The sequence below is a fragment of the Paenibacillus hunanensis genome (genome assembly GCF_034055775.1).
In the GTDB taxonomy this organism is placed as follows: domain Bacteria; phylum Bacillota; class Bacilli; order Paenibacillales; family Paenibacillaceae; genus Saccharibacillus; species Saccharibacillus hunanensis.
Genome location: NZ_CP139194.1, coordinates 3,169,452 through 3,193,402, shown reverse-complemented (window position 1 = coordinate 3,193,402; position 23,951 = coordinate 3,169,452). Strand labels below are relative to the sequence as shown.

The 23,951-nt window shown below is 46.9% G+C and carries 16 protein-coding genes and 2 riboswitches; of the genes, 10 read left to right on the top strand and 6 right to left on the bottom strand.

All coding sequences use genetic code 11. From position 1 onward, the window contains the following. Positions 1-79 precede the first annotated feature (79 nt). Positions 80-1,321 carry a beta-ketoacyl-ACP synthase II gene (gene fabF / locus SK066_RS12865; RefSeq protein WP_320541793.1) on the bottom strand — a complete coding sequence of 414 codons (1,242 nt, stop codon included), beginning with the start codon at positions 1,319-1,321 and terminating at the stop codon, positions 80-82. A 378-nt stretch (positions 1,322-1,699) separates the two neighbouring features. On the opposite strand from fabF, the gene SK066_RS12860 reads away from it, so the two are divergent. Then, positions 1,700-2,563: a helix-turn-helix transcriptional regulator gene (locus tag SK066_RS12860; protein ID WP_320541792.1), complete on the top strand. Its 864-nt coding sequence runs from the start codon at positions 1,700-1,702 to the stop codon at positions 2,561-2,563. Between the two features lie 129 nt (positions 2,564-2,692). Here SK066_RS12860 and SK066_RS12855 read toward each other — a convergent pair whose 3' ends face one another. Further along, positions 2,693-5,344 (bottom strand): alpha-amylase family glycosyl hydrolase, encoded by a 2,652-nt coding sequence (locus SK066_RS12855; RefSeq protein WP_320541791.1) that lies wholly within the window; start codon positions 5,342-5,344, stop codon positions 2,693-2,695. 999 nt (positions 5,345-6,343) lie between these two features. On the opposite strand from SK066_RS12855, the gene SK066_RS12850 reads away from it, so the two are divergent. Then, entirely contained in the window at positions 6,344-7,234 is an 891-nt protein-coding gene (locus tag SK066_RS12850; protein ID WP_320541790.1) for an MBL fold metallo-hydrolase, read from the top strand. A gap of 180 nt (positions 7,235-7,414) precedes the next feature. On the opposite strand, the gene SK066_RS12845 is transcribed toward SK066_RS12850, so the two are convergent. After that, a complete protein-coding gene (locus SK066_RS12845; RefSeq protein ID WP_320541789.1) occupies positions 7,415-7,963 on the bottom strand; it encodes a histidine phosphatase family protein in 549 nt (182 codons plus the stop codon). Positions 7,964-8,123: 160 nt separating this feature from the next. Between SK066_RS12845 and SK066_RS12840 the strand changes: the two genes are divergently transcribed. The 8 genes from SK066_RS12840 to SK066_RS12810 all read left to right on the top strand — a co-directional run bounded on the left by SK066_RS12840 (position 8,124) and on the right by SK066_RS12810 (position 18,891). Beyond that, the gene (locus SK066_RS12840; protein WP_188774861.1) at positions 8,124-8,327 is read left to right on the top strand and encodes a DUF4177 domain-containing protein; all 204 of its coding nucleotides are present in this window, start codon (positions 8,124-8,126) and stop codon (positions 8,325-8,327) included. A gap of 92 nt (positions 8,328-8,419) precedes the next feature. Next, a complete protein-coding gene (locus tag SK066_RS12835) occupies positions 8,420-9,934 on the top strand; it encodes an SMI1/KNR4 family protein (protein WP_320541788.1) in 1,515 nt (504 codons plus the stop codon). A 118-nt stretch (positions 9,935-10,052) separates the two neighbouring features. Then, the gene (locus tag SK066_RS12830; RefSeq protein ID WP_320541787.1) at positions 10,053-10,604 is read left to right on the top strand and encodes a hypothetical protein; all 552 of its coding nucleotides are present in this window, start codon (positions 10,053-10,055) and stop codon (positions 10,602-10,604) included. Positions 10,605-11,140: 536 nt separating this feature from the next. Continuing rightward, positions 11,141-11,340, top strand: a riboswitch (cyclic di-AMP (ydaO/yuaA leader). Between the two features lie 222 nt (positions 11,341-11,562). Then, a riboswitch (cyclic di-AMP (ydaO/yuaA leader) is annotated at positions 11,563-11,750 on the top strand. Positions 11,751-12,067: 317 nt separating this feature from the next. Then, on the top strand, positions 12,068-12,148 hold the full coding sequence (gene kdpF / locus SK066_RS23160; protein WP_371834022.1) for a K(+)-transporting ATPase subunit F: 81 nt from the start codon (positions 12,068-12,070) through the stop codon (positions 12,146-12,148). Between the two features lie 24 nt (positions 12,149-12,172). Further along, a complete protein-coding gene (gene kdpA, locus SK066_RS12825; RefSeq protein WP_320544878.1) occupies positions 12,173-13,840 on the top strand; it encodes a potassium-transporting ATPase subunit KdpA in 1,668 nt (555 codons plus the stop codon). 65 nt (positions 13,841-13,905) lie between these two features. Next, positions 13,906-15,933 carry a potassium-transporting ATPase subunit KdpB gene (gene kdpB / locus SK066_RS12820; protein WP_320541786.1) on the top strand — a complete coding sequence of 676 codons (2,028 nt, stop codon included), beginning with the start codon at positions 13,906-13,908 and terminating at the stop codon, positions 15,931-15,933. 34 nt (positions 15,934-15,967) lie between these two features. Continuing rightward, complete coding sequence (gene kdpC, locus SK066_RS12815; protein WP_320541785.1) at positions 15,968-16,555, top strand: potassium-transporting ATPase subunit KdpC; 588 nt, start codon at positions 15,968-15,970, stop codon at positions 16,553-16,555. Further along, positions 16,552-18,891, top strand: a complete 2,340-nt coding sequence (locus tag SK066_RS12810) for a histidine kinase (protein ID WP_320541784.1) — start codon at positions 16,552-16,554, stop codon at positions 18,889-18,891. Before kdpC ends, SK066_RS12810 begins: the two co-directional genes overlap by 4 nt. Before the next feature lie 176 nt (positions 18,892-19,067). Here SK066_RS12810 and SK066_RS12805 read toward each other — a convergent pair whose 3' ends face one another. The 3 genes from SK066_RS12805 to SK066_RS12795 form a co-directional block, all read right to left on the bottom strand. Next, positions 19,068-20,258, bottom strand: coding sequence for a sensor histidine kinase (locus SK066_RS12805; RefSeq protein WP_320541783.1), 1,191 nt, complete (start codon positions 20,256-20,258; stop codon positions 19,068-19,070). 945 nt (positions 20,259-21,203) lie between these two features. Then, positions 21,204-22,124 (bottom strand): DUF4097 family beta strand repeat-containing protein, encoded by a 921-nt coding sequence (locus SK066_RS12800; RefSeq protein ID WP_320541782.1) that lies wholly within the window; start codon positions 22,122-22,124, stop codon positions 21,204-21,206. Between the two features lie 215 nt (positions 22,125-22,339). Next, positions 22,340-23,467, bottom strand: a complete 1,128-nt coding sequence (locus tag SK066_RS12795) for a family 10 glycosylhydrolase (protein WP_320541781.1) — start codon at positions 23,465-23,467, stop codon at positions 22,340-22,342. Positions 23,468-23,951: the final 484 nt, after the last annotated feature.

Genomic DNA, 23,951 nt, shown 5'->3' with positions numbered 1-23,951 from the left:
AAGCACGCGGAATGACTCCGCAGGCTTGCCCGGCTTTTTGGATAGATAAATGTATAGCCTTATTGCTCATATAGAAAGCTTACTGCTCATCATAACGCTTGAGCACAATTACCGCATTATGACCACCAAATCCAAACGAGTTCGATAGACCGATCTTCACATCAGCGGTACGTGGTGTGTTCGGCACATAATCCAGATCGCATAATGGATCAGGATTGTGCAAATTAAGCGTTGGTGGAATCAAGCCCTCGCGCAGTGTTTGCACTAAAGCAATCGCTTCTGCGCCGCCAGCCGCGCCCAGCATATGTCCTGTAATGGATTTGTTTGCCGTTACGGGAATATCATAAGCCCGCTCGCCGAATAGCTGCTTAATCGCTAGCGTCTCGGAAATGTCACCGACCTCTGTACTCGTAGCATGCGCGCTGATCACATCCACATCATCTGCGGTAATGCTAGCATTGCTCAGCGCTTGACGCATCGCCAGCGACGCCCCACGACCCTCAGGATGACTGGCTACCATATGGTGTGCATCCGAGCTTGCTCCGTACCCGATCACTTCAGCATAGATGCGTGCACCGCGTGCCTGTGCATGACGAAGAGATTCTAATACGACGATTCCAGCACCTTCCGCCATCACAAAGCCATCCCGATCCTTGTCAAAAGGACGACTGGCTGCGGTAGGATCATCATTACGCTCCGAAAGTGCGGTCGAATTACTGAATCCGGCAACGGATACTTCATTAATAGCGGCTTCGGAGCCACCGGCAATCACTACATCGGCATCGCCAGAACGAATAAGGCGCATGGCCTCACCGATCGCCGTGTTTCCGATCGAGCAAGCTGTTACCGGACACAGTGTTGGCCCCCATGTGCCCAAGCGAATGCTGATCGTGGCTGCTGCACTGTTCGCGATCATCACCGGTACGAGTAGTGGACTAATCCGCTCTGGCCCACGCTTGAACAGATTGGTCTGCTGCTCAATTAACATATCGATCCCGCCGATTCCAGAGCCGACATACACGCCAACCCGTTCACGCTCTACCTTGTCCATATCCAGACCCGCATCCTGTACCGCCTGCTCTGCCGCAGCTACGGCAAACTGAGCAAAGCGATCCATACGCCGAGCTTCTTTACGTCCAAAAATAGCAGCTGCATCAAAGTCACGTACCAGACCCGCAAATTTCGTTTTATATCGTTCCGTATCAAAAGTATCTATCGGAGTGATGCCCGACTTCCCCTGACTCAGATTATTCCAAAAGGTCTCCACATCATTGCCGATTGGAGAAATAACGCCCATCCCTGTAATTACGACCCGTTCCATCTTGCTTCCTCCTTATATGTCTCCTTATCCAACATAGCGAATGTTGATCGGATGCCTATTACTAAGGTGCAAACAATATGCTGTTTAGGTATCTGAGTAACAGCTTATCATGTTCACATCATCAATACCAAGCAGCGCGTTCGCTCACAGAGTATAGCCCGGCTATTGCGTAATGATCGGGCTGATGCTATCATTTTGGCACGGAAAATATCCTATTACAAGTTACTGTTTATCCTAGTATAAATTATAATAGGTTAGTCTAGATTTGCTTATGGAGCCTCTATAAGGCTATGAATGGTCTTCATTACTTTATTCGACGCCTATGAATCAGACCGAAGACAAAGCCATACTTACTGCTTTGCCTAGAAAGGAATAGATATGAACAATCAGGCGAGATTACAGGCATTATCTCAATTTTTAAAAGGGAAACGAGCGCGCATTGCTCCACAGGCAGTAGGCCTAAACGGAGGCTTGCGTCGACGTACCCCGGGACTTCGCAGGGAAGAAGTGGCACAATTGGCCGGGCTTAGCACAACATGGTATACATGGCTGGAGCAGGGGAGAGATATACAGGCATCGGCTTCAGTGCTGGAAAATGTAGCTTCTGCGCTACAAATGACGACGGATGAGCGGAAGTATTTATTTTCGCTGGCATTGGATAAAAGCTCGAATATGCTGCCTGCTGCAAGTGTAGAGGAGCAGCCGCAGATCAGCCCCTCGCTGGCCAAAATTTTGGAGCAGCTACGCTACTGCCCGACGATTATCTCAGATCGCCATTGTAATATTGTGGGTTGGAATGAGGCGGCACGACATATATTTCTTGATTTTGAGCAAATACCCGAACATCAGCGAAATATGATTGCTCTTTTATTTGATCGCAAGGAATTTCGGCGGCTGGCGATTAACTGGAAGGACTTTGCTGCCGACTTTTTAGCGATTTTCCGTGCTTATTATGGGCAATATATGGAGGATGACTGGTATGAAACGTTTTTGAGTGAGATGAAAAGCACATATCCAGATTTTAATCCATTATGGGAGGAAAGTAAGGTCAGCTCGGCGCCGCAGGTAGTGCTGGAGTTTCGCCATGCACGTGGGGGGAAGATGCTATTTGAGCTAAGCTCGCTAATTGTGCAGGGGAGTACGGAGCTACGCTGTAGCATCTATACACCTGTACAGGATTCGGCAACCGAGGTGAAGCTAATGGCATTGATGGAACGTGCGAAGGAAGAGGGGATCGAGTAGAAGGATTCAAACAACACAACAGAACTCCCCGTCGCCGCATTCGATGCTACATAGCACCATGCGGCGACGGGGAGTTACTATACTTCAGTTTAATGATAGAGGGTTAGTCAATAACGATATAATAATGGATTAACGATCCTTCCAGCGAGCCACCGTTGCATTGACTGTCTGACTACCTGTTGTTACGGTATACGTGCGGTTCGTAATATCTGCACCATTGACCGCGGTTTCTACACTATTCCACGAGCCGCGTGTTAGCTTATAGCTGATCGCGGTGCCGGGTGGTGGCGTTAAGGTGAGTGTATACGTACCATCGGACTGGTGTGTTAATTGACTGGATGCGTCTGCTGGATTCCAGTTATTCAGACTGCTGGCTACATAGACAGTATCCGATGCCGTTGTATTAGCTGGTACAGTCACTTTAAACGTAACCTGCTGTGCAGCGATAGCTAGTTTCTGATCATGCCATGTGGTGCCATCATACCAGCCTTCCTTGCTACGTAGTAATCCAGGCTGACTTGCAGCGGGGAGCTGATGCGTCGCATCCTTAAAAATGACACGTGCGCTAGTTACTGCTGGAATCGTATAGCGATACCATCCATCACCCTCATCCGTCATCGCTGGTGCAGATGCCCAGCTTGGGCCCGTCACAGCTGGAGTAGTTTCATAATAATACAATTGCGGTGTACTCCAATCGGCAGGCTTTTTAAAATGAACCGTTAAGCCTGTCGGCTCGGTTGGCTGCTCTGCTTTGGTAAATGTATACGAAGCAGTCGCGGATTTATCGCCGTTACCAGCGAACAGCTTAAGAGTGATAGATTGCCCAACTGCCAGACCACTACCGATCGTAATTACATCGCCATTTGCAAAGGTAGTACCTGTAGAAGCGGTCGGTGACGTACCATTTACCGTGTAACGATTCACTGTGCTATTGCTTGCACGGAGTGTTACTTTAATGCCGTCTGTTGTAAAGCTTCCACCTGCTGGAGAAGCCGATACGGTAGGCTCTGTGGAAGCTGGCCCTGCCTGTTCAATCAGGATTACACCGCGTGAACCGGCTGTAAAGGTTGCTTTGCCACCACTAACGACAGCTGTTGCACCTGTGTACGCATCACGGACGGATGTGCCATCTGCGAATACCGGGCTAACCGTAACGGCTGTGCTACCGGAAGCGCCAGTTGCCACTACCACGCTATCGTTAATGCTTTTTGCTGCATTGGTATACGTCCGGCTAAATGTGTATGGAGCAGAAGCAAGCTGCTTATGTGCCCCTGCGCCGATTGCCGGGTGATTATAACGGAACTGTCCAAGCTTTTGCCAGTGTGCCAGCAGCTCAGCATTGGTGCTGCTCCAGTTCATATCAGAGCGCGTACCCTGCTGTGCATCCGAGCCAGTAGCGCCAAATGGACGCGCACTTTCGTCACCATAATACGTCTGAATGCCACCTGGTGCGAGCAACAATGCGGTGCCTGCCTGGAACAAGGCATTGCGATCATATAGCTTCGTATCATGAGAAGAAATATAGCTGAGCACATTAAAGCTCGGATCGGTGTTAATTTTGCTCGCATAATTACTGAACAACCCTTCCAGATCAGTCAGATTGGACTCTTGGAACGAGAAGTTGATCAGCGAGTCAAAGCCATTATCGTAATAACTGTTACGGCTGACACCCTGTCCCCATACTTCGCCCGTCATCCAGAAGGAATCCTTCCAATTCGCCCCGGCTTTGGTCGGGTTATTTTGTCTCCATTTTTGCAATGCGGTATTTGCTTCATTTTTCAGTTGCTTCCAGCGGAACTGATCTACATGCTTCGCTGTATCTACACGGAAGCCATCAATACCGAATTCCTCTACCCATGCCGATAGCCAGCGGATATTGTAATCGGTTGGCGAGATGCCCAGATCCTTGCGTAGCTCAGAGGCTGCCGGTACGACCCAGGCATTGCTGTTGCCTTCCTTGCTCCATTTGGTTTGCAGTACAGGAGCAAGTCCTTGATTCGTCGTAACTTCAGTACGGAAGTCAGGTAGTCCAGATAAGGTGAGTGTCAGATCACTATTACCGCCTGCTGGATAGCCGCCAATACCTGCACGTACCCAGCCGCCACTCCACCAGCCAGCCCATGCCTGACTGTCGGTATAATCGATACTGTCATGATAGCTATGCCATGTTTGACCGGAGGCAGGCTTCCAGCTGCTGTTCAGACCATTCAGCCGTTTACCAAAATTGTACTCCTCCATATCCTTCAGCGTGCTATAACCCGGGTGATTCATCACCACATCAAGCACGACACGGATCCCTTTAGCATGCGCCTGATCAACAAATTCACGCATTTCCTCAACGGTACCCATATTTTTGTCCATCGATGTGTAATCGAGTGCATAATAGCCATGGTAAGCATAATGGGCAAAATCGCCGCCGCTACCGCCGCCAACAAAGCCATGCACCTGCTCATAGGGCGCCGTAATCCAGATTGCATTCGTACCCAGCTTGCTAAAATAGCCGTCTTGTAGCTTTTTCGTCAAGCCTTTAATATCACCGCCGTGGAAGGTACCGATTCGGCTTCCACTGGCATCGGTTGTCGGACGACCGTACGAGTTATTGTTATTTGAATTGCCATCGTAAAAGCGATCTGTCATGACAAAGTACACATTCGCATTGTCCCATGTGAATGGATCGGATGGACTGGCTGCCTGAGCGGTAGACGATCCCATCGGTGCAACAGTGGTGAACAAAAGGCAAACTAGTAATAGCCATGCTGCCCATTTGCGGTATGTAATCATAAAACCCTCCTTGAGTAATGAGTAAGTGGATGAACATCATCAGATAAGAACAAGCAGATAAGAATAAATAAGTGGCAACAAGCCAAATTCGAAAAAAAAGAAAACCGGACGAAAACAACAGGCTAGAAGCAGTTGATCTAGATGCTGCAGTCATCGTCTAACATAGCTAGTGAAAACGAATAGCCGCCAGGGCATCCCTCCATATTTCAAATTTACATTGTCCTATTAACACGGTAAAGCAAACGTTTGCATAAATGCCAGCACTACAGGATTGCATCCTATAAGCAAAGATAAAGCTAGCCAGCTTATGATCGCTTTGCTACAGCCATCATGACATCCCGAGCTATTGCAACTATTAAATTCCTCGGCTATAAGGAAAACATGGAGCCGTCTCCGTAGAAGGCATAAAGAATATGCAAATAAGCTTATGCTTCTTCTATCGATGGAGAGGATACTGTTCATTTTTGTAAACGTTTTCTTTTACATCGATAATGATAGCTTGGGTGTTATATAATGTAAAATATGGTTTAAAGGAGGTTTTACCGAGATAAAGAAGATTAATCTTTAGATTACTCTGACTTCCTCGTTATCTCGAATGATTTCGCAGTTTTTTCTTAATATTAATGCACGATATGTACATCTATACAAACGCTTGCACTAATCTGTTTTACTGGATGATTTGGGAGGTGGTGTTTACGTGTAGTACAATATATGAATACAGAAAGCGACATAGCAGTATGGCTCGGGCTGTAATAAAGCGAGTGTTCGTAGCGTATAGAGATAAGGAACAGGTAATATCCTGTATATCCTTCTTAGACAATTATCCTGATTCATCAGGCTGGAAAATGCACTATTTAATCATAAGCATACACGTTCGAAGCCATTCGCAGGTCGAAGTCGTTCCACAGGAGCATTAGCATTGCTCATCCTGTGCAGAACAGACCCAGAGCCAGCCCTATGCTTGTTCCATTTTGTAAACTGACCATAAGGAGTATTCGAATGATGCAAATCATGCAACAGTTATCTTCACATATTCATTATTTAACCCCCTATCAGGAAACAGATCGACCGATTCTAGCAGCGATTACAGGTACACGCTCGACATTGCTCGTTGATGCGGGCAATTCCTCTGCCCATATTCAGCTTTTTATCGATCAACTGGTGAAGCTGGATATCTCGCCACGCTGGGTTGTGCTAACGCACTGGCATTGGGATCACGTATTCGGTATGAATCAAGCGAACACGACGATTATTGCGCAGACTTTGACGACGGAATATATTCGCCGTATGCAGAAATGGTCATGGGATGATGAATCACTGGATCAGCGTGTGGCAGAGGGAACAGAGATTGAGTTTTGTTCCAGTGCGATTAAGAAGGAGCTGGGGAATGAGCGTGATATTATTTTACCGACGCCTGATATTACATTTGAACGTAAGCTAGAGCTTGATCTCGGCCGAGTTCATTGTGTGATCGAGCATGTAGGTGGGGATCATTCGGATGATTCAACCGTTGTGTACGTACAGGAGGATAAAGTGTTATTCGTCGGGGATGCATTGTATCCAAACATCCACGTGGAGCCACATGAGTATACGGCAGAAGCAACGCTAAAGCTGGTAGATATGCTGCGTCAGTACGACGCTGAGACGGTAGTGCTATCCCATCATGCGGATATATGGGATCGAGCGCGATATCAGCAAGAGCTGAATCTGCTGGAGCAGATCGCTCATCTTGTACAGCAACCCGATCAGGAAGAGCAGGCGATTGCCGAGCAGCTCGCGCAACACTATGGTCGCGAGCTGGATGATTACGAGCGTGAGACGATCACCTTATTTATCAATGGACGCCGCCGTCAGCAGACGAAGGAGCCTGTGGCTAAAAGCGGAATATAATTCGGTACGCCATCCGAATCTAGCTGTTGCCGATGATAAGATAAGATCCTATAGAAATCCATATGATGCACATAAGAGCCTGTAGGATACAGACCATACGGGGTTACTTCGAGTTTTACAGTGTTAGTGCTTTTCTAACACGAGGTTCAATGAGAAGTAATTTTTGTGAAACCCAATAGCTTACTTTTTACCGGAGCTTGCAGCGTGAAGAGCTGCACTGGATTCTGCATCACGAAATAAATGAAGCTTACCATTCTCGACCATTCGCATACGTGGGCCGGTAAAGCCGCGTCGAATAAGCTGCTTACGCATATATAGCATCAATGCCCAGTGGCTAACGATTAGAATATGCTCCGCCTCGGAAGCTAGAATCACATCCAGTGCACGATCGATACGTGCATTCGCTTCGGCAACCATACGCTTGTAGCGTCTGCTCAGCAGGGGAGCGATACGTGCAAAGACAGCCCAGCCGATAAAGGGAAAGCGTAAGCCGGTATTAAACGTAGGTGGTGTAATCTCTCGCAGCTCTGGCATGATAACGATCTCGCCGGGATAAATGAACTGTGCCGTCTTGATCGCACGTGGTAGATCGCTTGTAAAGCAGATTTCCCAGTTCAGCCCGCGCAGATCGGTAGTGCCTTCTTCAATATCAGCCACATCGTATTCTTCCAGCCAGGTGACCAGCTCATTCACTGTCACCATCTGGCGAATCGGAAACTCTTTATTCACTTTAAAATGGCGCACAAGTCCAATAGTCTTCATCAGCAGTATGGTGTAACTCCTTCTATTTAGTATGCTACAATATTGATTATACCCATTTATAGCCAGTTATATTGCAAACGGCGAATGGACTTCTATGTATTATTGTTTCGGAAAGGAAGATCATACCATGATTCAGTGGGAATATAAAACAGTAAAATTAGCAGCTGGCGGCTTTCTCGGCGGCAAGGTTGATGATGACCATTTACAGGAAACATTGAATGCGCTCGGCTTTGAAGGCTGGGAGCTGGTATCCAGCTTTGATACGACGATGTCGCAGGGAAGCTCCCGTGAAATTATCCTTATTTTCAAACGCAGCGCCTTGCTGGAATAGAGCGTATCGGCTACGTACATAGTATACGTACAATGAAGGTTTGCTGTCCAACGAGCATCATCCTGGTATAAACAGATAAAGGAGGCAACCGCATGATTGGAACATGGATGGAAGAGATCAAGTCGCTGCTGCGTGACAGACTGAGCAGTTTGGAAGCATCCCTGCTGCCGCCAGCTGACAACGAGGATATCGTAGGGGCAGAGCAGGCGATGAACGTATCCTTTCCAACGGAGTTAAAGCAGCTTTATTCCCTTCATAATGGAGAAGCACGTAGCGGGCCAGGCTTATTTTTTGGTCTGCAATTTTTAACGCTAAATGAAATGGTGAACGAATGGAAAATATGGTCTGATCTACATGAGGAATATGTAGATATGGGCGATCATTATTCGATTCCTTCTGAATGGATTAAGGAGCAGTATATCAATCGGCAATGGATTCCATTTTGCCATGATGGTGGTGGGAATCATCTCGGGATCGATCTTGATCCTGGACCAGAAGGTGTAGTAGGTCAGGTGATCAATTTTGGCCGTGATGAAGAAACGAAATTCGTCATTGCTCGAAATATAGGCGAATTTATTCATTTTATGCATCATACGGTCACCAGTGGCAATTATACCGTTGTACAGGAGGAGGGAAGCAGCTTCTGGGTGTATGGTCGCAGCGACCAAGCACGCCTGCTGCGTGATGCACAGCAGTATGCCTTTGGTGCAGAATGGGATACGATCAAAAAGCAACCATCTGCGGAGGAACTGTCTGCATGGGAAGTGAACTTGCCACCGGAATGGCAGGAGCAGATCAAGCAGAAGTATGGCTCTGCTGAGCAGTTTACGAGCTTATATCAGATTTATTTGCCTAATCAGCAGATTCGCGATATTCGTCCGCTAGCTGCATGTACACATGTGCGCGAATTAAGCCTGTCTCGTAATCGAATTGATGATCTTGCACCATTAGTACATTGTCGTGAATTGAAGAAGCTGTATCTAATGCACAATCCGATTCACGATCTGAATCCACTGGCACAATTGCCTTATTTACGCCAGTTGAATATTAGCGATACGGATGTCACTTCACTGGAGCCGCTGGCGAATTTAAAGCGTTTAGTTGAGCTAGAGTGTGAACGTATTCCAGCAAAGGATTATACACCGCTGCTACGGATTCCGACACTGGAATGCCTGACTATTTCATCGCCCGATGCAGTGCAGGCAGCCACAATTGCAGAGATGAAGCAGCTCAAGCAATTGACCGTACTGGGTGCAGGTCAATGGGGCGAGTCACAATGGGCAGCGCTTGCTGATCTGTCACTCGTGTCTCTGACCGTTACGGGGGTGAAATGGCAGGATACGCGCTATATTCGTCCATTTACGAATTTGAAAAGCTTAACACTGGCTAATGCTGAGGTAAACGATATTGCTGGGCTGAGCGAATTACCCGTTCTGCAAAAGCTAAAGCTCGTAGGCGATAATGTAATTGCGAATCCAGAGGCGATCGCGCAATGCACGACCTTATCCTCATTTACAGGAAATGAAGCCGATGTGCAGCTGCTACAGGAGGCATTCAAGCAGCCCGTTAGCTTCTCGATCCAGTACGGCGGCAATTATAATGCATAATGAATCAGCCCGTTCGATATTTGTATCGACGGGCTTTTATAGATGTCGCCTGTATGGTTATACAATACAGAGTAGATTGAAGTGAACGATATTCCCATCCACTTGAGGTGAATCTTATATGAAGCCACTGATTCATGAGATCGAGCAACATTTTAGTCTGCTACGTGAGGAAGAGCTTACTGCCCATTCTACGCTGATACATATGCGACAGCAGACAGCGCTGTTAATGCCCTACGAGCATTATGCCGTCCAGTTTTATCCAGAGTTTTATCGGTTTCTCTATGAAAATAAGGAATGGATCGTCTTCGGGCAGGATCTGGGCGGTTACTTTGTCCTGTCATGGGAGAGGCAATGGATCGGCTATTTGTACCAGGAGGAGGATTCGTATCGTATAGCCTATTGCAATGATACATGGCATCATTTTATTAGCTTTTATCATGCTTTTACGAGTGTAGTGCTCCAACAGCTGATCGACAAGCAAGCAGTCTGTACAGATCGCGTTCTAGACCTGGATTCATTGCTAGATACGCTGACTCATTATTATATGGAGATTGATGCGCAGGCGATGCAGGAAGAGCATCATTTCTGGGCAATTCGGCTATATGAATTATCTGAAGGCTTCTTTCCGCTGGATGGTCAAACAATAGCGATGTACCACTCATTGGAATAGCTTTGTTTTAATTTTGGCGTAAAAGCGTCATTTTTCGATTACTTCAGGCGAAGCTTTATCACTAGTAACAGGTATACCATAACCATTTTATAGTAGACCAATGGCATCCTGAGCAGTCGATATATACTTATTTTTGCAAGTGTGAATAATGACATATCATTTTGCGAAATGAGATGAAAAGTAAACTGAAAACACTGAAATATAATGTAAAATTGGAGATAATGAGCGTTATGAGGAGAAAAAAGGAGCTTGCGGAAGGTATCCTTTTACTGCATTTTCAAAAAAGAAAGCTGTGGGAATCCACGGCTTTTTTTGCCTTTTTGATCTGCTTTACACTTCTGAATTACAGGAGTAATATACATTTCAGGATTTAGAGATTCGCGATCGCAACGACTTCTCTCATGCTCGCCGAAGCGCACAGCAGCAGGAAAGCACAATCGTGCTACGCCAGACTGTCCAGACGATCGGTGCAGCAGGAAGCGTACAGATGCGAATCGGCATTTGTCCAGATCAAACAACTGAATTTCAGAAGTTTCTTGTTCTTATTGCTGAGTTTCCGGTCATTACCGGAAAACGGGGGAACCAATTCGCAGCATGTCAAAGGTGTGAGAGCCGTTGATCATCTGCATGGGGTGAATCCGTCAGCGCCGGTAACCATGGGGCCGGCGCTGATGGTAGGGCGACTCTCACCGCCCGAATCCGACAGCTAACCTCGTAAGCGCAAGTCGGGAGAGGAGTGTGGAACTTGTGCCATCATGACACAGGGTATAGACGCTCTGTGTTTTCTTATGCCTTGCTAACGCTCATTAGCTTCTGAAGCCAGACGCACTAGACTGGTGGTTGTGCTGAACTACCTGTGTTGAAAAGAGTGATCTATTCGCTCATTCAAACAGCGTAGAGGATTGTGGACAATTTGAACCTCAATACGATCATTATGATCATCGATCGTAGCTCTTTTACATGATACACGCTTAATCTCCTGTCGACTCGTGCTTGCGAGATAGCTACAGGAGAGCGGGGGAACCATTCGTCAGACCATGCTTCCAGCAGGGCAACTGACACGGGGTGAATTCCGGCAATGCCGGAACGGGCAATCTTCCAGCCCGAACCCGACAGCTAACCTCGTCAGCGATTCAGGAAGAACTTATATCCGGCTTACGTCATCCTGGTCTGCACATCATTATGTGTCAGTCCGGTTACGCACGGAAGAAGCCCGGTGAAAAGTTCGATTTTTACCGAGGCTTCTTTTTTTGCGCCTAATTTCGTGTTTTTCGACTCAAAATCGTTTGATGTGAAGTCAAATTGCAATGAAAATCAAATTTAATCTCACGCATGTTGATGCTGAAGGGGAAAGAAACCATGTTGGACATTTTAATGATTGTGCTCATTTTACTCATGGCATTCGGGCTTGGTGGACTGGGGATCTGGTCATCCAGAGTGATCGGAGAGCGAGGAGAAGAACAATGATCTGGCTATTATGGCTCATTATTGCAGGCTTGCTGGTGTACTTGTGTTACGCCCTGATCTATCCGGAAAAATTTTAAACAGGCAGGAGAGAGTGAGTGAGTATGTTCGCATATATCGGAGTTGCATTAACCTTACTAATTGCGCTGTTATTAGCGCGTCCAATGGGAGCTTACATTTCCCGTGCATTTGATTATACACCGGGGAAGCTGGATCGCTTCTTTGGTCCACTGGAAAAGATCATTTATAAGCTGGGTGGTATCCGGCAAAATAACCAGACATGGAAGCAGTATCTGGTCGCGTTACTTGTTAGCAATACCGTTATACTATTGATCGTGTATATTATTTTCCGTTTGCAGGATAAGCTGCCACTGAATCCAGCAGGTATTGCGGCGATGAGCCCGGATCTTGCCTTTAATACAGCGATTAGCTTTTTAACGAATACGAATCTACAGCATTATAGCGGTGAAAGTGGCTTGTCCCTTTTCTCGCAAATGTCGGCTATTATTTTCTTGATGTTTGTCTCACCAGCGACAGGTATTGCCGCTTCGATCGCGTTTATGCGTGGTCTGGCTGGTAAGCCGATGGGGAACTTTTTCGTCGATCTGGTACGTGCGATTACACGTATTTTGCTGCCACTATGCGTGGTCGCTGCATTGATCTTTATTAGTCAGGGTGTACCGCAGACGCTGCACACGTCCGTCACAGCAACTACGCTGGAGGGAACACAGCAACAGATCGGCATGGGCCCAATTGGGAGCTTCCTTGCAATTAAGGAAATGGGGAACAATGGTGGTGGCTTTTTCGGTGCCAACTCTGCCCATCCTTTTGAGAATCCAGATGCGATCAGTAATCTGCTGCAAATGCTTCTGATGCTACTCGTGCCGATCTCGCTTCCATTTACGTACGGACGCATTGTCGGTAATCCGAAGCAAGGACGAATCCTGTTTGTATCGATGGCAATTATGTTCCTGATCATGCTCAGCTCTTCATTATATGCAGAGCATCAAGGCAACCCACTTATCAATCAACTCGGATTACAGCAAAGTGCAGGCTCTATGGAAGGGAAAGAGGTTCGATTCGGTATTGAGGAATCTTCATTATACTCGGTGGTAACTACCGCGTCGGAGACAGGTGCAGTCAATACGATGCACGATACATTAACACCAATTGGCGGTATGATCGCCTTGAGTAATATGATGCTGAATACCGTATTCGGCGGTTCGGGTGTCGGTATGATGAACGTACTGATGTATGCGATCATCTCTGTGTTCCTTTCGGGCTTGATGGTTGGTCGTACTCCTGAATTCCTCGGTCGTAAGGTAGAGGGGAAAGAGATGAAGCTGATCGCAGTCACACTGCTTATTCAGCCGCTGCTAATCCTTGCACCAACGACCATCGCACTGATGGTATTTCCAAATACGATATCGAATCCAGGCTACCATGGTCTGACGCAAGCTCTGTATGAATTTACATCGTCTGCGGCTAACAACGGATCAGGGTTTGAGGGGTTAGGCGATAATACTGTATTTTGGAATTTATCGACTGGTATTGTGATGATGCTTGCTCGTTTCTTCTCGATGGTAACTTTGCTTGCAGTTGCTGGCTCGATGCTGGCGAAGACACCTGTACCGGAGAGCAGTGGTACGCTGCGTACCGACCAGGCACTGTTTGGTAGTGTATTTATTGTAGTCGTTGTGGTCGTTGGTGCATTGACCTTCTTCCCAGCGCTGGTACTTGGCCCAATCGCCGAGCAGCTTACGTTGAAGTAGAGTAAAGCATTCATACAGATGATGAAGCTATATTATATGAGGATAATCAGGTGGAGGAATCAGCAATGAAAAATCAAGCTTCCGTGATGAACCGGGATCTGATAACGAAAGCATTACAGCAATCCTTTGTAAAACTAAACCCGCTTTTAATGATGAAAAATCCGGTCATGTTCGTGGTCGAGGTTGGACTGCTCATTAGCGTGTTGCTTATATTTGTACCGGGCGCATTTGGTGATTCCATATCGGCAGGCTTTAATATTGCCGTATCGATCATTTTACTGTTAACGATCCTATTCGCCAACTTTGCCGAAGCGCTTGCAGAAGGACGTGGTAAAGCGCAGGCAGATTCACTGAAAAAGACGAAGAAGGAAATTACTGCGCGCAAGCTGGACGGCGAACGAATTGTTGAAGTACCTTCGACCTCCCTGCGTAAAGGCGATCTGGTGGTCGTTCATCAGGGAGAAATGATCCCTGGTGATGGTGAAGTGGTCAAAGGTCTAGCTTCTGTCGATGAGTCAGCGATCACGGGTGAGTCTGCTCCAGTTATTAAGGAGGCAGGCGGTGACTTTAGCTCCGTAACAGGTGGCACGATGGTCATTAGTGATGAGATCACTGTACGTATTACAAGTGATCCAGGCGAATCGTTTATGGATCGTATGATTAGTCTGGTCGAAGGCGCAGAGCGTCAAAAAACGCCAAATGAAATTGCACTTAATACGGTACTAATTAGCTTAACGATTATTTTCTTGATCGTTGTTGTTACTCTGCCATTTATGGCGCAATATCTCGGTATTCATATTCCGATTCCGGTATTGATCTCCTTGCTGGTCTGCCTGATTCCAACGACAATCGGAGGTCTGCTGTCAGCGATTGGTATCGCAGGAATGGATCGGGTAACTCGCTTTAATGTACTGGCAATGTCGGGTAAAGCGGTTGAAGCATCCGGTGATATCAATACGATCATTCTGGATAAGACAGGTACCATCACATACGGTAACCGGATGGCAAGTGAGTTCGTTCCGACAGACGGTCATACCGCCGAAGAGTTAGGTCACTGGGCAGCGGTGAGCTCGGCGCAGGATGAGACACCCGAAGGACGCTCTGTACTGGAGCTGATGAAAAAGCAAGGCTGGACGATTGATCAGGAGCTTCCTTATGGAGCTGAGGTCGTTGAGTTCCGAGCAGAGACACGCATGAGCGGTCTGAATCTGAAGGACGGACGCAAAGTACGTAAAGGCGCCGTCGACGCTGTGAAAAACTGGGTCATCGAGCAGGGCGGTCATGTACCAGCTTCCTTACAAGCAAGTAGTGATCGCATCGCTACGGCAGGTGGTACGCCGTTAGCTGTAGCAGTGGATGATGTGATCTACGGTCTGATTTACTTGAAGGATACGGTAAAAGCCGGTATGCGCGAACGCTTTGAGCAGATGCGCAGCATGGGGATTAAGACGATTATGTGTACCGGTGACAATCCGCTTACCGCCGCAACCATTGCTCGTGAAGCAGGGGTAGATGACTACATTGCTGAAAGTACACCTGAGGATAAAATCGCTGTTATTCGCCGTGAGCAGGCGCAGGGTAAGCTCGTGGCGATGACCGGAGATGGTACGAATGATGCGCCTGCACTGGCGCAGGCGGATGTAGGGATTGCGATGAATAGTGGTACCGTAGCAGCGAAGGAAGCAGCTAATATGATCGACCTTGATTCTGACCCTTCCAAAATTATCGAAGTGGTCGCGATCGGTAAGCAGCTGCTCATGACGCGTGGTAGCCTGACTACATTCAGTATTGCGAACGATATCGCCAAATATTTTGCGATCATTCCAGCGATGTTCATGGTTGCTATCCCACAAATGCAAGTATTAAACGTAATGAATCTGCATTCACCAACATCGGCAATCATGTCTGCACTGATCTTTAACGCCATTATTATTCCGATTCTGATTCCACTGGCGATGAAAGGTGTCGCTTATCGTCCGATGAGCTCCACTCGTTTGCTTCGTCGTAACCTGTTCATTTATGGTCTGGGCGGTGTGATCGTTCCGTTTATTGGAATCAAGCTGATCGATATGCTTATTCAGGTGATGATCTAATCTATTTATATTAAGGAACGGGAGAAGACAGAATATGGCTATTAAAATGGTATGGACGACCCTTAGAACGAGTGCAATATTGTTTATTATATGCTGCGTTATATATCAGCTTGCAATTACAGGCATCGCGCAGCTTGTGATGCCCCATCAAGCATCAGGTAGCTTGATCTACAACAGTAAAAATCAGGTGATCGGCTCCGAATTGATCGGACAGCAGTTCAAAGACCCACAATTTTTCCAGGGACGTGTATCCAGTGTCGATTATAACGCCAACGGCTCCGGTTCCTCGAATCTGGCGCCATCTAATCCAGCGCTGATGGAACGCATGAAGGCATCTATCGAAGAATGGAAAAAGCAAAATCCGGATGTGCCTGTATCCTCGCTGCCTATGGATCTGATTACGAATTCGGGCTCCGGTCTTGATCCTGATATTAGCCCGGCTGCTGCCATGGCGCAGGTGCCACGCATTAGTAAGCTGACTGGAGTTTCGCAGGACAAGCTGCAAGCCTTGATCACTCAGAATACGAATCCACCACAGCTCGGGATGCTGGGCGATTCAGCAGTTAATGTGCTGAAGCTGAACATCGGTCTGGAGCAATTGAAAGCAGGCTCAGGCTCATGAGTACGTTCAGACGAAAGTCGCCTGAAGAGCTGCTCGACATGATTACTCGCCTTAAACAGGGCAAACTAAAAATCTATATCGGAGCCGTTAGCGGCTCCGGTAAAACTTATCATATGCTACGTGATGGTCAGCTGCTCAAGCAGGAGGGACTGGACGTAGCATTATGTGCTGTCTCCACCTTGCAGCGGCCGGAGACGGTTCAGCAGCTTGGCGACCTGGAGCGTATCCCAAGTATTCACTGGATGAAGCAGAATGCCGAGGGTCAGGAATGTGAGCAAAAGGATTTGAATGTGGAAGAGATTTTGCGTCGTAATCCAGAGGTATTGCTCGTTGACCATCTCGCTCATCGTAATCGTCCTGAAGCAGAGCATGCAACACGCTGGGAAGATATCCAGTATTTACTGCGTAAAGGCATTAGCATTATGGTTACAGTCAATGTGTATGAGCTGGAGGGAGCAGCACAGCTTGCTCGTCATTACCTCGGACGTGAAGTCGAGTGCACTGTACCTGAGGATGTATTGGTACAGGCAGACGAGGTTCGTCTGATCGATGTGACGCCAGAGGTTATTTTGCAGCGTGATCTGGCAGGGCATTTGAATGGTAGCACAGATCGTGCTTATTTTGAGCGTGGCAATCTGGCGGTGCTGCGTGAGCTGGCGCTACGAACGGTTGCCGAAGGTGTCGGCGATCTGCTGGAGAAGCATCGCGCAGAGCAGGGATTAACCGGGCCGAGTGGTACCGCAGAGCGTATTATGGTGCTTGTGCAATATCACTGGAATGGCTCGATCTACATTCGTCGTGGTCAGCAGATTGCTCGCCGTCTGAGTGGCGATCTGCTGGTCGCTTCTTTTCGTAATCGCGGAGTCAAGCTGACGACGGAGGAACGTACCTTTAAGCGTGCATTTCGTGAGCTGACCGAGCAGATTGGCGGTGTATTTGAAGAGATTCTAATTCGCTCACGCTTTTCCTTATCCAGACAAATGGTCAATTATGCACGTGAGCATCAGGTTACGCGAATCGTGCTGGGACACTCCCGTCAGAAGCGCTGGCAGGAACTTATCAATAGCTCGATTGTAAATGGACTGCTCCTGCATACGCGCCATATCGATATTTTCCTGATGGCAGATCGTGCGGAGCAGGAGGGCGAGCGGATTCTACCCGCGCGTACATCGGCAGTGAAAAAGCCAGAAACGTATCGTCGTCTGCCATCCGATGAGATCAAGCGTCAGATCGAAAGCATCAAGCGTGGCACATTTAAAGTATATGTAGGTGCAGCACCCGGTGTGGGCAAGACGTATACGATGCTGCGCGAGGGCAGAGAGCTGCTGCGCCAGGGGATTGATGTGGTGATCGGCTTGCTTGAAACCCATGGCCGCAAGGAAACGGCGGAGCAGGTGCAGGAGCTACCACTTATCCCACGCAAGCGTATTTTGTACAGTGATCGACAGCTGGAGGAAATGGACGTAGATGCGATTATCGCACGTAACCCAGAGGTGGTGCTGGTGGATGAACTGGCACATACGAATGTTCCGAGTAGCCGCAATACCAAGCGCTATGAGGATATTCGTGAACTACTGGACGCAGGTATCTCTGTTATTTCCACCGTAAATATTCAGCATTTAGAAAGCTTGAATGATGCAGTAGAGCAAATTACAGGTATTCGCGTACGTGAAACAGTGCCCGATTCCATTTTGCATCTGGCGGACGAAGTAGAGTTGATCGATGTGACACCGCAAACGTTACGACAGCGCCTAAGTGAGGGCAAAATCTATGCAGCTGCCAAAATCGAGCAGTCTCTGAATCACTTCTTCAAGCTGGGCAATCTGATCGCATTACGAGAGCTTGCCCTGCGCGAGGTTGCAGACGATGTGGACGAACGGCTTGAATCATGGGAGCGTAACACATCACTGCGCGGCCCATGGCGCAGAGAAGAAGTCATCTTTGTCGTCGTTAAGCTGGATCATGAAGCAGAACGCCTGATTCGGCGCGGCTTCCGTACAGCCTATCGTCTAAAAGCCAAGCTAGTCGTGACGTATATTCATGCTGGCAATGAGGGCACAATGGCAGAGGAAGAACGCGTGAAGGCAGAGCGCTTCTTGAAGCTGACACAACGATTAGGTGGAGAATTTTACATTGAATATCGTGCAGGGCGGATGAGTATGAAGGAGCTTGCGAACCATATTAATGAGCAAGCCACACGTCACGGAGCAACACAGATGGTGATCGGACAATCGAGTACACCACGCTGGAAGCGCTGGGGGCGAGAATCGATTTTGAAAAAGGTACTGCGTGGAGCGCGGAATATGGACGTACTGGTCGTAGCTGACAGGGAGTAAGGCAATTGTGCTGCCCTGTAGCTACGGCTTTTTCTTTTTGTTAATAAGAGGTGGTATTAGCAATGAAATCTCATGAAACCTTATGAGAACTAATAAAACCAATCAAACCAACCCAACCCAACTACAACTACAGCAACCAAACATGGCTGTACATTTCCAAGCTAAATGCTCTGCATTCATGGATGCAATGCAGAAGCCCCACCTGAGATAGCTCCTGTATTGATATCTTCTAATGCGTGATGATCGTCCAGCGAAAGCCAGTGAATAGTGAAGGAAAAACGCGTTCCGCCATTCTGCTGAGGTTCGATCCAGATCGTGCCACCCATTAGCTCTACCAGACATTTACTAATCGCCAGCCCCAGCCCGGTTCCGTCATCATGCCGGGTAATCGGATTATGCAGCTGATGAAACGGTTGAAATAAATACTCCAGCTGCTCCTGTGGAATTCCGATCCCGCTATCGGTCACGCTGAATTGTAGTAAGCCGCCCTCTGGCGTAGCGGAGGTAGGCGTTACAGCGATGTGTATATGACCCTGTAGGGTGAATTTGATCGCATTACTGAGTAGGTTCAACAACACCTGGCGCAATCGCTTGCTATCACCTTGAATCATCTCAGGCACCTGCGGATGAATGGATAACGATACATGCAAGCCCTTTTCACTTGCTTTGACCAGCATCATATCCAGCACCTCGCCCATCATAGCAGCAATATGCAGCGGCTCGTATACCATTTCCATTTTGCCTGCATCCATTTTGGCATAATCTAAAATATCATTGAGCATAAATAGTAATGAGCGTGTGCTCTTATCGATAATGCGTACATAAGCGAGCTGCTGCTCATCCATACCATCAAGCTCCAGCAATAGCTGAGACATTCCAAGAATGCCATTCATCGGTGTCCGTAGCTCATGGCTCATAATCGATAGAAAATCTAATTCTTGATATAGTCTGGACGTAGAGGTATCTACTGTAGAAACTGCTGGCGTGGATGGTGATGACAATATAGATGACTGGGATAACATAGATGATATCGAAGCTACCGAATCGGATTGTGCAGCTGGCACCTCAGCGTTAAGATGAGCAGGGATGGGATCGGCAAACGTTCCAGTGGCAAGCGATGAATGAGCCATAAAATCAACCATTTCATCATCTTGTAGCACAGAGATATACTTCATAAGACGTAGCAAGGTAGCAGCAGATAACTGATTACCGTCACAAGTATATACATAATGAATAGATGGTGAATCCAATTGCGAAAAGGTCTTTTGCTGATCGGAGCTTTTATGAGGGTTCTCAGCAGTCGATGGAGGATTAGAACTAACAGCAGCAGTAGAAGCAGCAGTAGAAATAAAAGTTGAATCGTTCACTGTAGTATCTGTTGATAGAGAGTTACCAGGTGCGACTGCTTGTTCGGTTGCTAGTATAGATGAAGAGGAGACATTAGTATGTGAATCTGACGATAACGAAGCGTTCATGAAGGGGAGCTTTTGCTGTTGAGGTTCTGTAGTGGGATCCACCGTCGGCGATAGCGAGGCATCAGATAATGAGCATAGCCAGCTCATTATCATCTCGTTACTGAGCTGCTGCCATATATGAACAGCTTTACCCTGTGCAAGTGCCAGCTGAATGGAAGGCATAGCTTCATTTGGTAAAGGAGGAGTGACGAAATGAAGGCAGTTATCCTCTGTTATGTCGGTTGCTGGTGGTTGAACCCATGATTGATCAGCATGAGGTATAGAAAAAGGAGGAACTGTTACATTCGTAAACGCAGTTGGAGCTTGAGGTGATAAGGCAGGAGCTATTGACGTTTGAGCATGCTTATCATGCAGTACGGGTGAAATTACAGGTATATATTGAATGCGCTGAAGTAACTCTGGCGAGAGGTCAAGGCATTCTAGCTCTTGCTCCAGTAAACGGAGTACAGGGAGATGGTCGATCAGGATCAATTGACTAGCTTCACTATGCTGTAACCAGGATAGAACATAAGCGAGCATACGCTGAATATAGATAGGATGGCTTTCATAAACGTAGAGTCTAGCGAGACTCGATGGATGCCAGCTGGCATTCCGATTCATATGTGGATTGGTCATTGTTCACTCCAGACGACAGCTTCCCAACACAGAAGCATGGTCGATTGATGGGACGTGCCCGAAAAAGGATCAATTAATCACATCGTTAAGTTTTTTAGTTAAATTGTTTAGATAAGCGATTAAATATATCCTAATTCTGTTGTATACTAAAAAACCAAAAAAATCCAGCCATCCCAACTATATTTTTAGCATAAACAAACTATTGTGACGTATTGTTAACGATTAGCTACTACGACTGCTCCGCTTAATCGCAATATTTCCGGATTCCGAATACGCATTAATATGCGATGATCCTGTTACCGTGGTATGTGGTATCTCTGTCTGCCCGGTTACTGAACGCGCCTTATAGCTACCTGCAAAAGAGGCATTAGTAGCAATCTCTACATCAGCAGAGCGCACCTTTACATTAATATTATGAGAGCCTGCCAGTGCAAGCTTCACATTACCTGAATGAGATTCAATACCTGCATCTCCCACCAGCTGATCGATCTCTAGCTCACCGGAGCCGGTAGCGGTATGAACATTGCCGATCGCTTTGCCAATCTGTAATTGCCCTGACCCGCTTTGTACAGTAAGCTTGGAGCCGTTCCAGTCTTGAATCGATATATCGCCATCCGAAGTGGTTAATTCAGCATCACCCAAAAGCTGCTGTGCTTTGATGCGTCCAGAGCCAGCCTGTACACGAATCTGCCCTGCCTGCACATGATTCAAATTGGTCTGCGCCGATTTTAAGCGAAAGCTTGCTAGCTGTAGACTATCCGGTCTGGCTAGCTGTACCGTAATGTACTGCACATGATGCTGAACACGTGGCTTGACCAGCTGCCAGCTACGCTGCTGTGTACCAAGATGCAGCTGCAACACGCCCCCTTGTAGCTCGGTTTGTTGAAGCTGCTTACTCACATCAGGGATAACTGCACCCTTAATCGTCACATGATCCTGACCATCGGTACTCGGTGCAAAATCAACTGCAATCTCATAATCCGATTGAATATCCAGCTGCTTCATTGTGCCCGCAGCGAGCTTCCAATCTTGCACGTAGGCTTGATTTTGAGGTGGATCGCCTAGCTGTAGCGTGTCTTTTGCAAAAGCAGCTAATCCCAGCAATCCTGCTCCCATTAGCCCGATCCAGATCCATTTTTTCAAGCTACTCCACCTCCGTATCGGTATAAATGATGTGTATGTATCGTAACATTCAAGTTAATGGAATGCCAATGGCACGTGCGCATTTAAGCGAGAAGGGAGAGAGAAGCTATATTCTGAATCCAATAAAAAACCTCTACAATCTAATAAAATAGAGGTAGAGGTTCAAGGATATGAGTATTGCGTAATGAGACATCTGTTACTAAACTATGGGGATATTAGTAACCTGCGTTCAAGCCAACATTACCAAGCAAAGCATTGGTGTATTGACCGATTGTTGTATAGTTTACTGTTGTAATTTCAGGCTGTTCCGTACGCAGACCGTTGTACAGATCAACTACATGGCTGGTGCTAAGGTCTGGATTCAATACAGGGATAACTGTTTTGCCATTTGCCTGTGCTTCCGTTGTAGCTACGATACCGTCTTTACCATAAACTGCTTCAGCAGTCAGATCAGACGCAACCACTGGCATAATGAAATCCACCGAAGCGCTGAATGCTGCTACATTTGGACTTGTACCCTCTGTATTCGTTACATCTGTCTGTACGCCGATTGGCAATGCAGGCTTGATTGCACGAATATCATTGCTTGTTTCTTTAATGTAAGCAGCGAGTTGATCAGCTTTCCAGCTGTTCCATTGTGCCACTTTGTTGGCATTGTCGCTCTTCGTAAAATCCAATTTTTTCGGATCAAAGTTGTTTGTAGCACGGAAGCTTGTGATTGTGTTCGTATTCATATCTACACGATTCGTATCGAAGTCCATACCGCTCAGTACAACACCATCAATATTATAGTTTGTTACGACTTCTTTAACGATCGAGCGCTCGTAGTTTTGTACGTCCTGTTCAAATGGATTTACATAGTATTGGCTACCATTTTGACCGGTGTACGTACTGATTCGACCACTATCGTCGATACTGCGCATTTGCCATGTCGAGTTACGATCAATAGCTGCTTTGTCCTGGAATTGTGGAATCCATGCGCGAACCTTGATACCGTATTGATGAGCCTGCTCAATGACTGTCGACAGTGCATCGAAGCCGTCATAGCCGGGAGCTTCTTTTACGATTTTGCTATCATAAAAAGCATAGCCAGAATTTCCGTTCACATCACTGTCTTGCTTCACACTCATATTGATCACCGATACATGATTGCGTGCCGCATTTATAATGAAGGAGTTAACATCATCAGCATTTTTGAAATTAGCTTCCGTTTGTACGGTAATTTCATTAGCGATTGGTGTTACGGCAACAGGCGCTTCGGTAGTGGCAGCGTTAGCGGATTGCCATGGAAGCAGGGATACTGCCAGCAGGGCAGCGGAGAGCGAGTAAGCGATTTTTTTCATAATAATCTCGATCCTTTCGTTGTACATATGAAGTTTGAATCCAGGTGTAGCTATGCAAAAGCGTCGTTCGTTTTTTTGCAACTTTACCATTATAGTATGAATAATGGATGAACGATAGCGACGTACAAGCACGACAAACAGCGGCGTTGACAGCAAAACATAACAAATACCGCAAATCCAGCCATTTGGCAGACGACAGCCTTAATTTCAAACTATTTTACGTGTTTTTATTAGGTATACTATATATTACGTTGGCTAATCAAAAAAGGTTGCACAATTTCTCGAAAAAAGTTGACGAATTTGAAAAAAGTTTAGTTTTAGCCGTAAAAGTTATCGAAAACCATTATATGGCTTACAAAAGAACAACAACTAGAGACAGACAACAGGCAAAATTTCAAATTGCTGGCTGTTCATGTTAATGTATAGAAAGACCTGTAATCGTCATTACCCTTATTTGCCATTCCATGCAAGCTGGCTCGCTGCA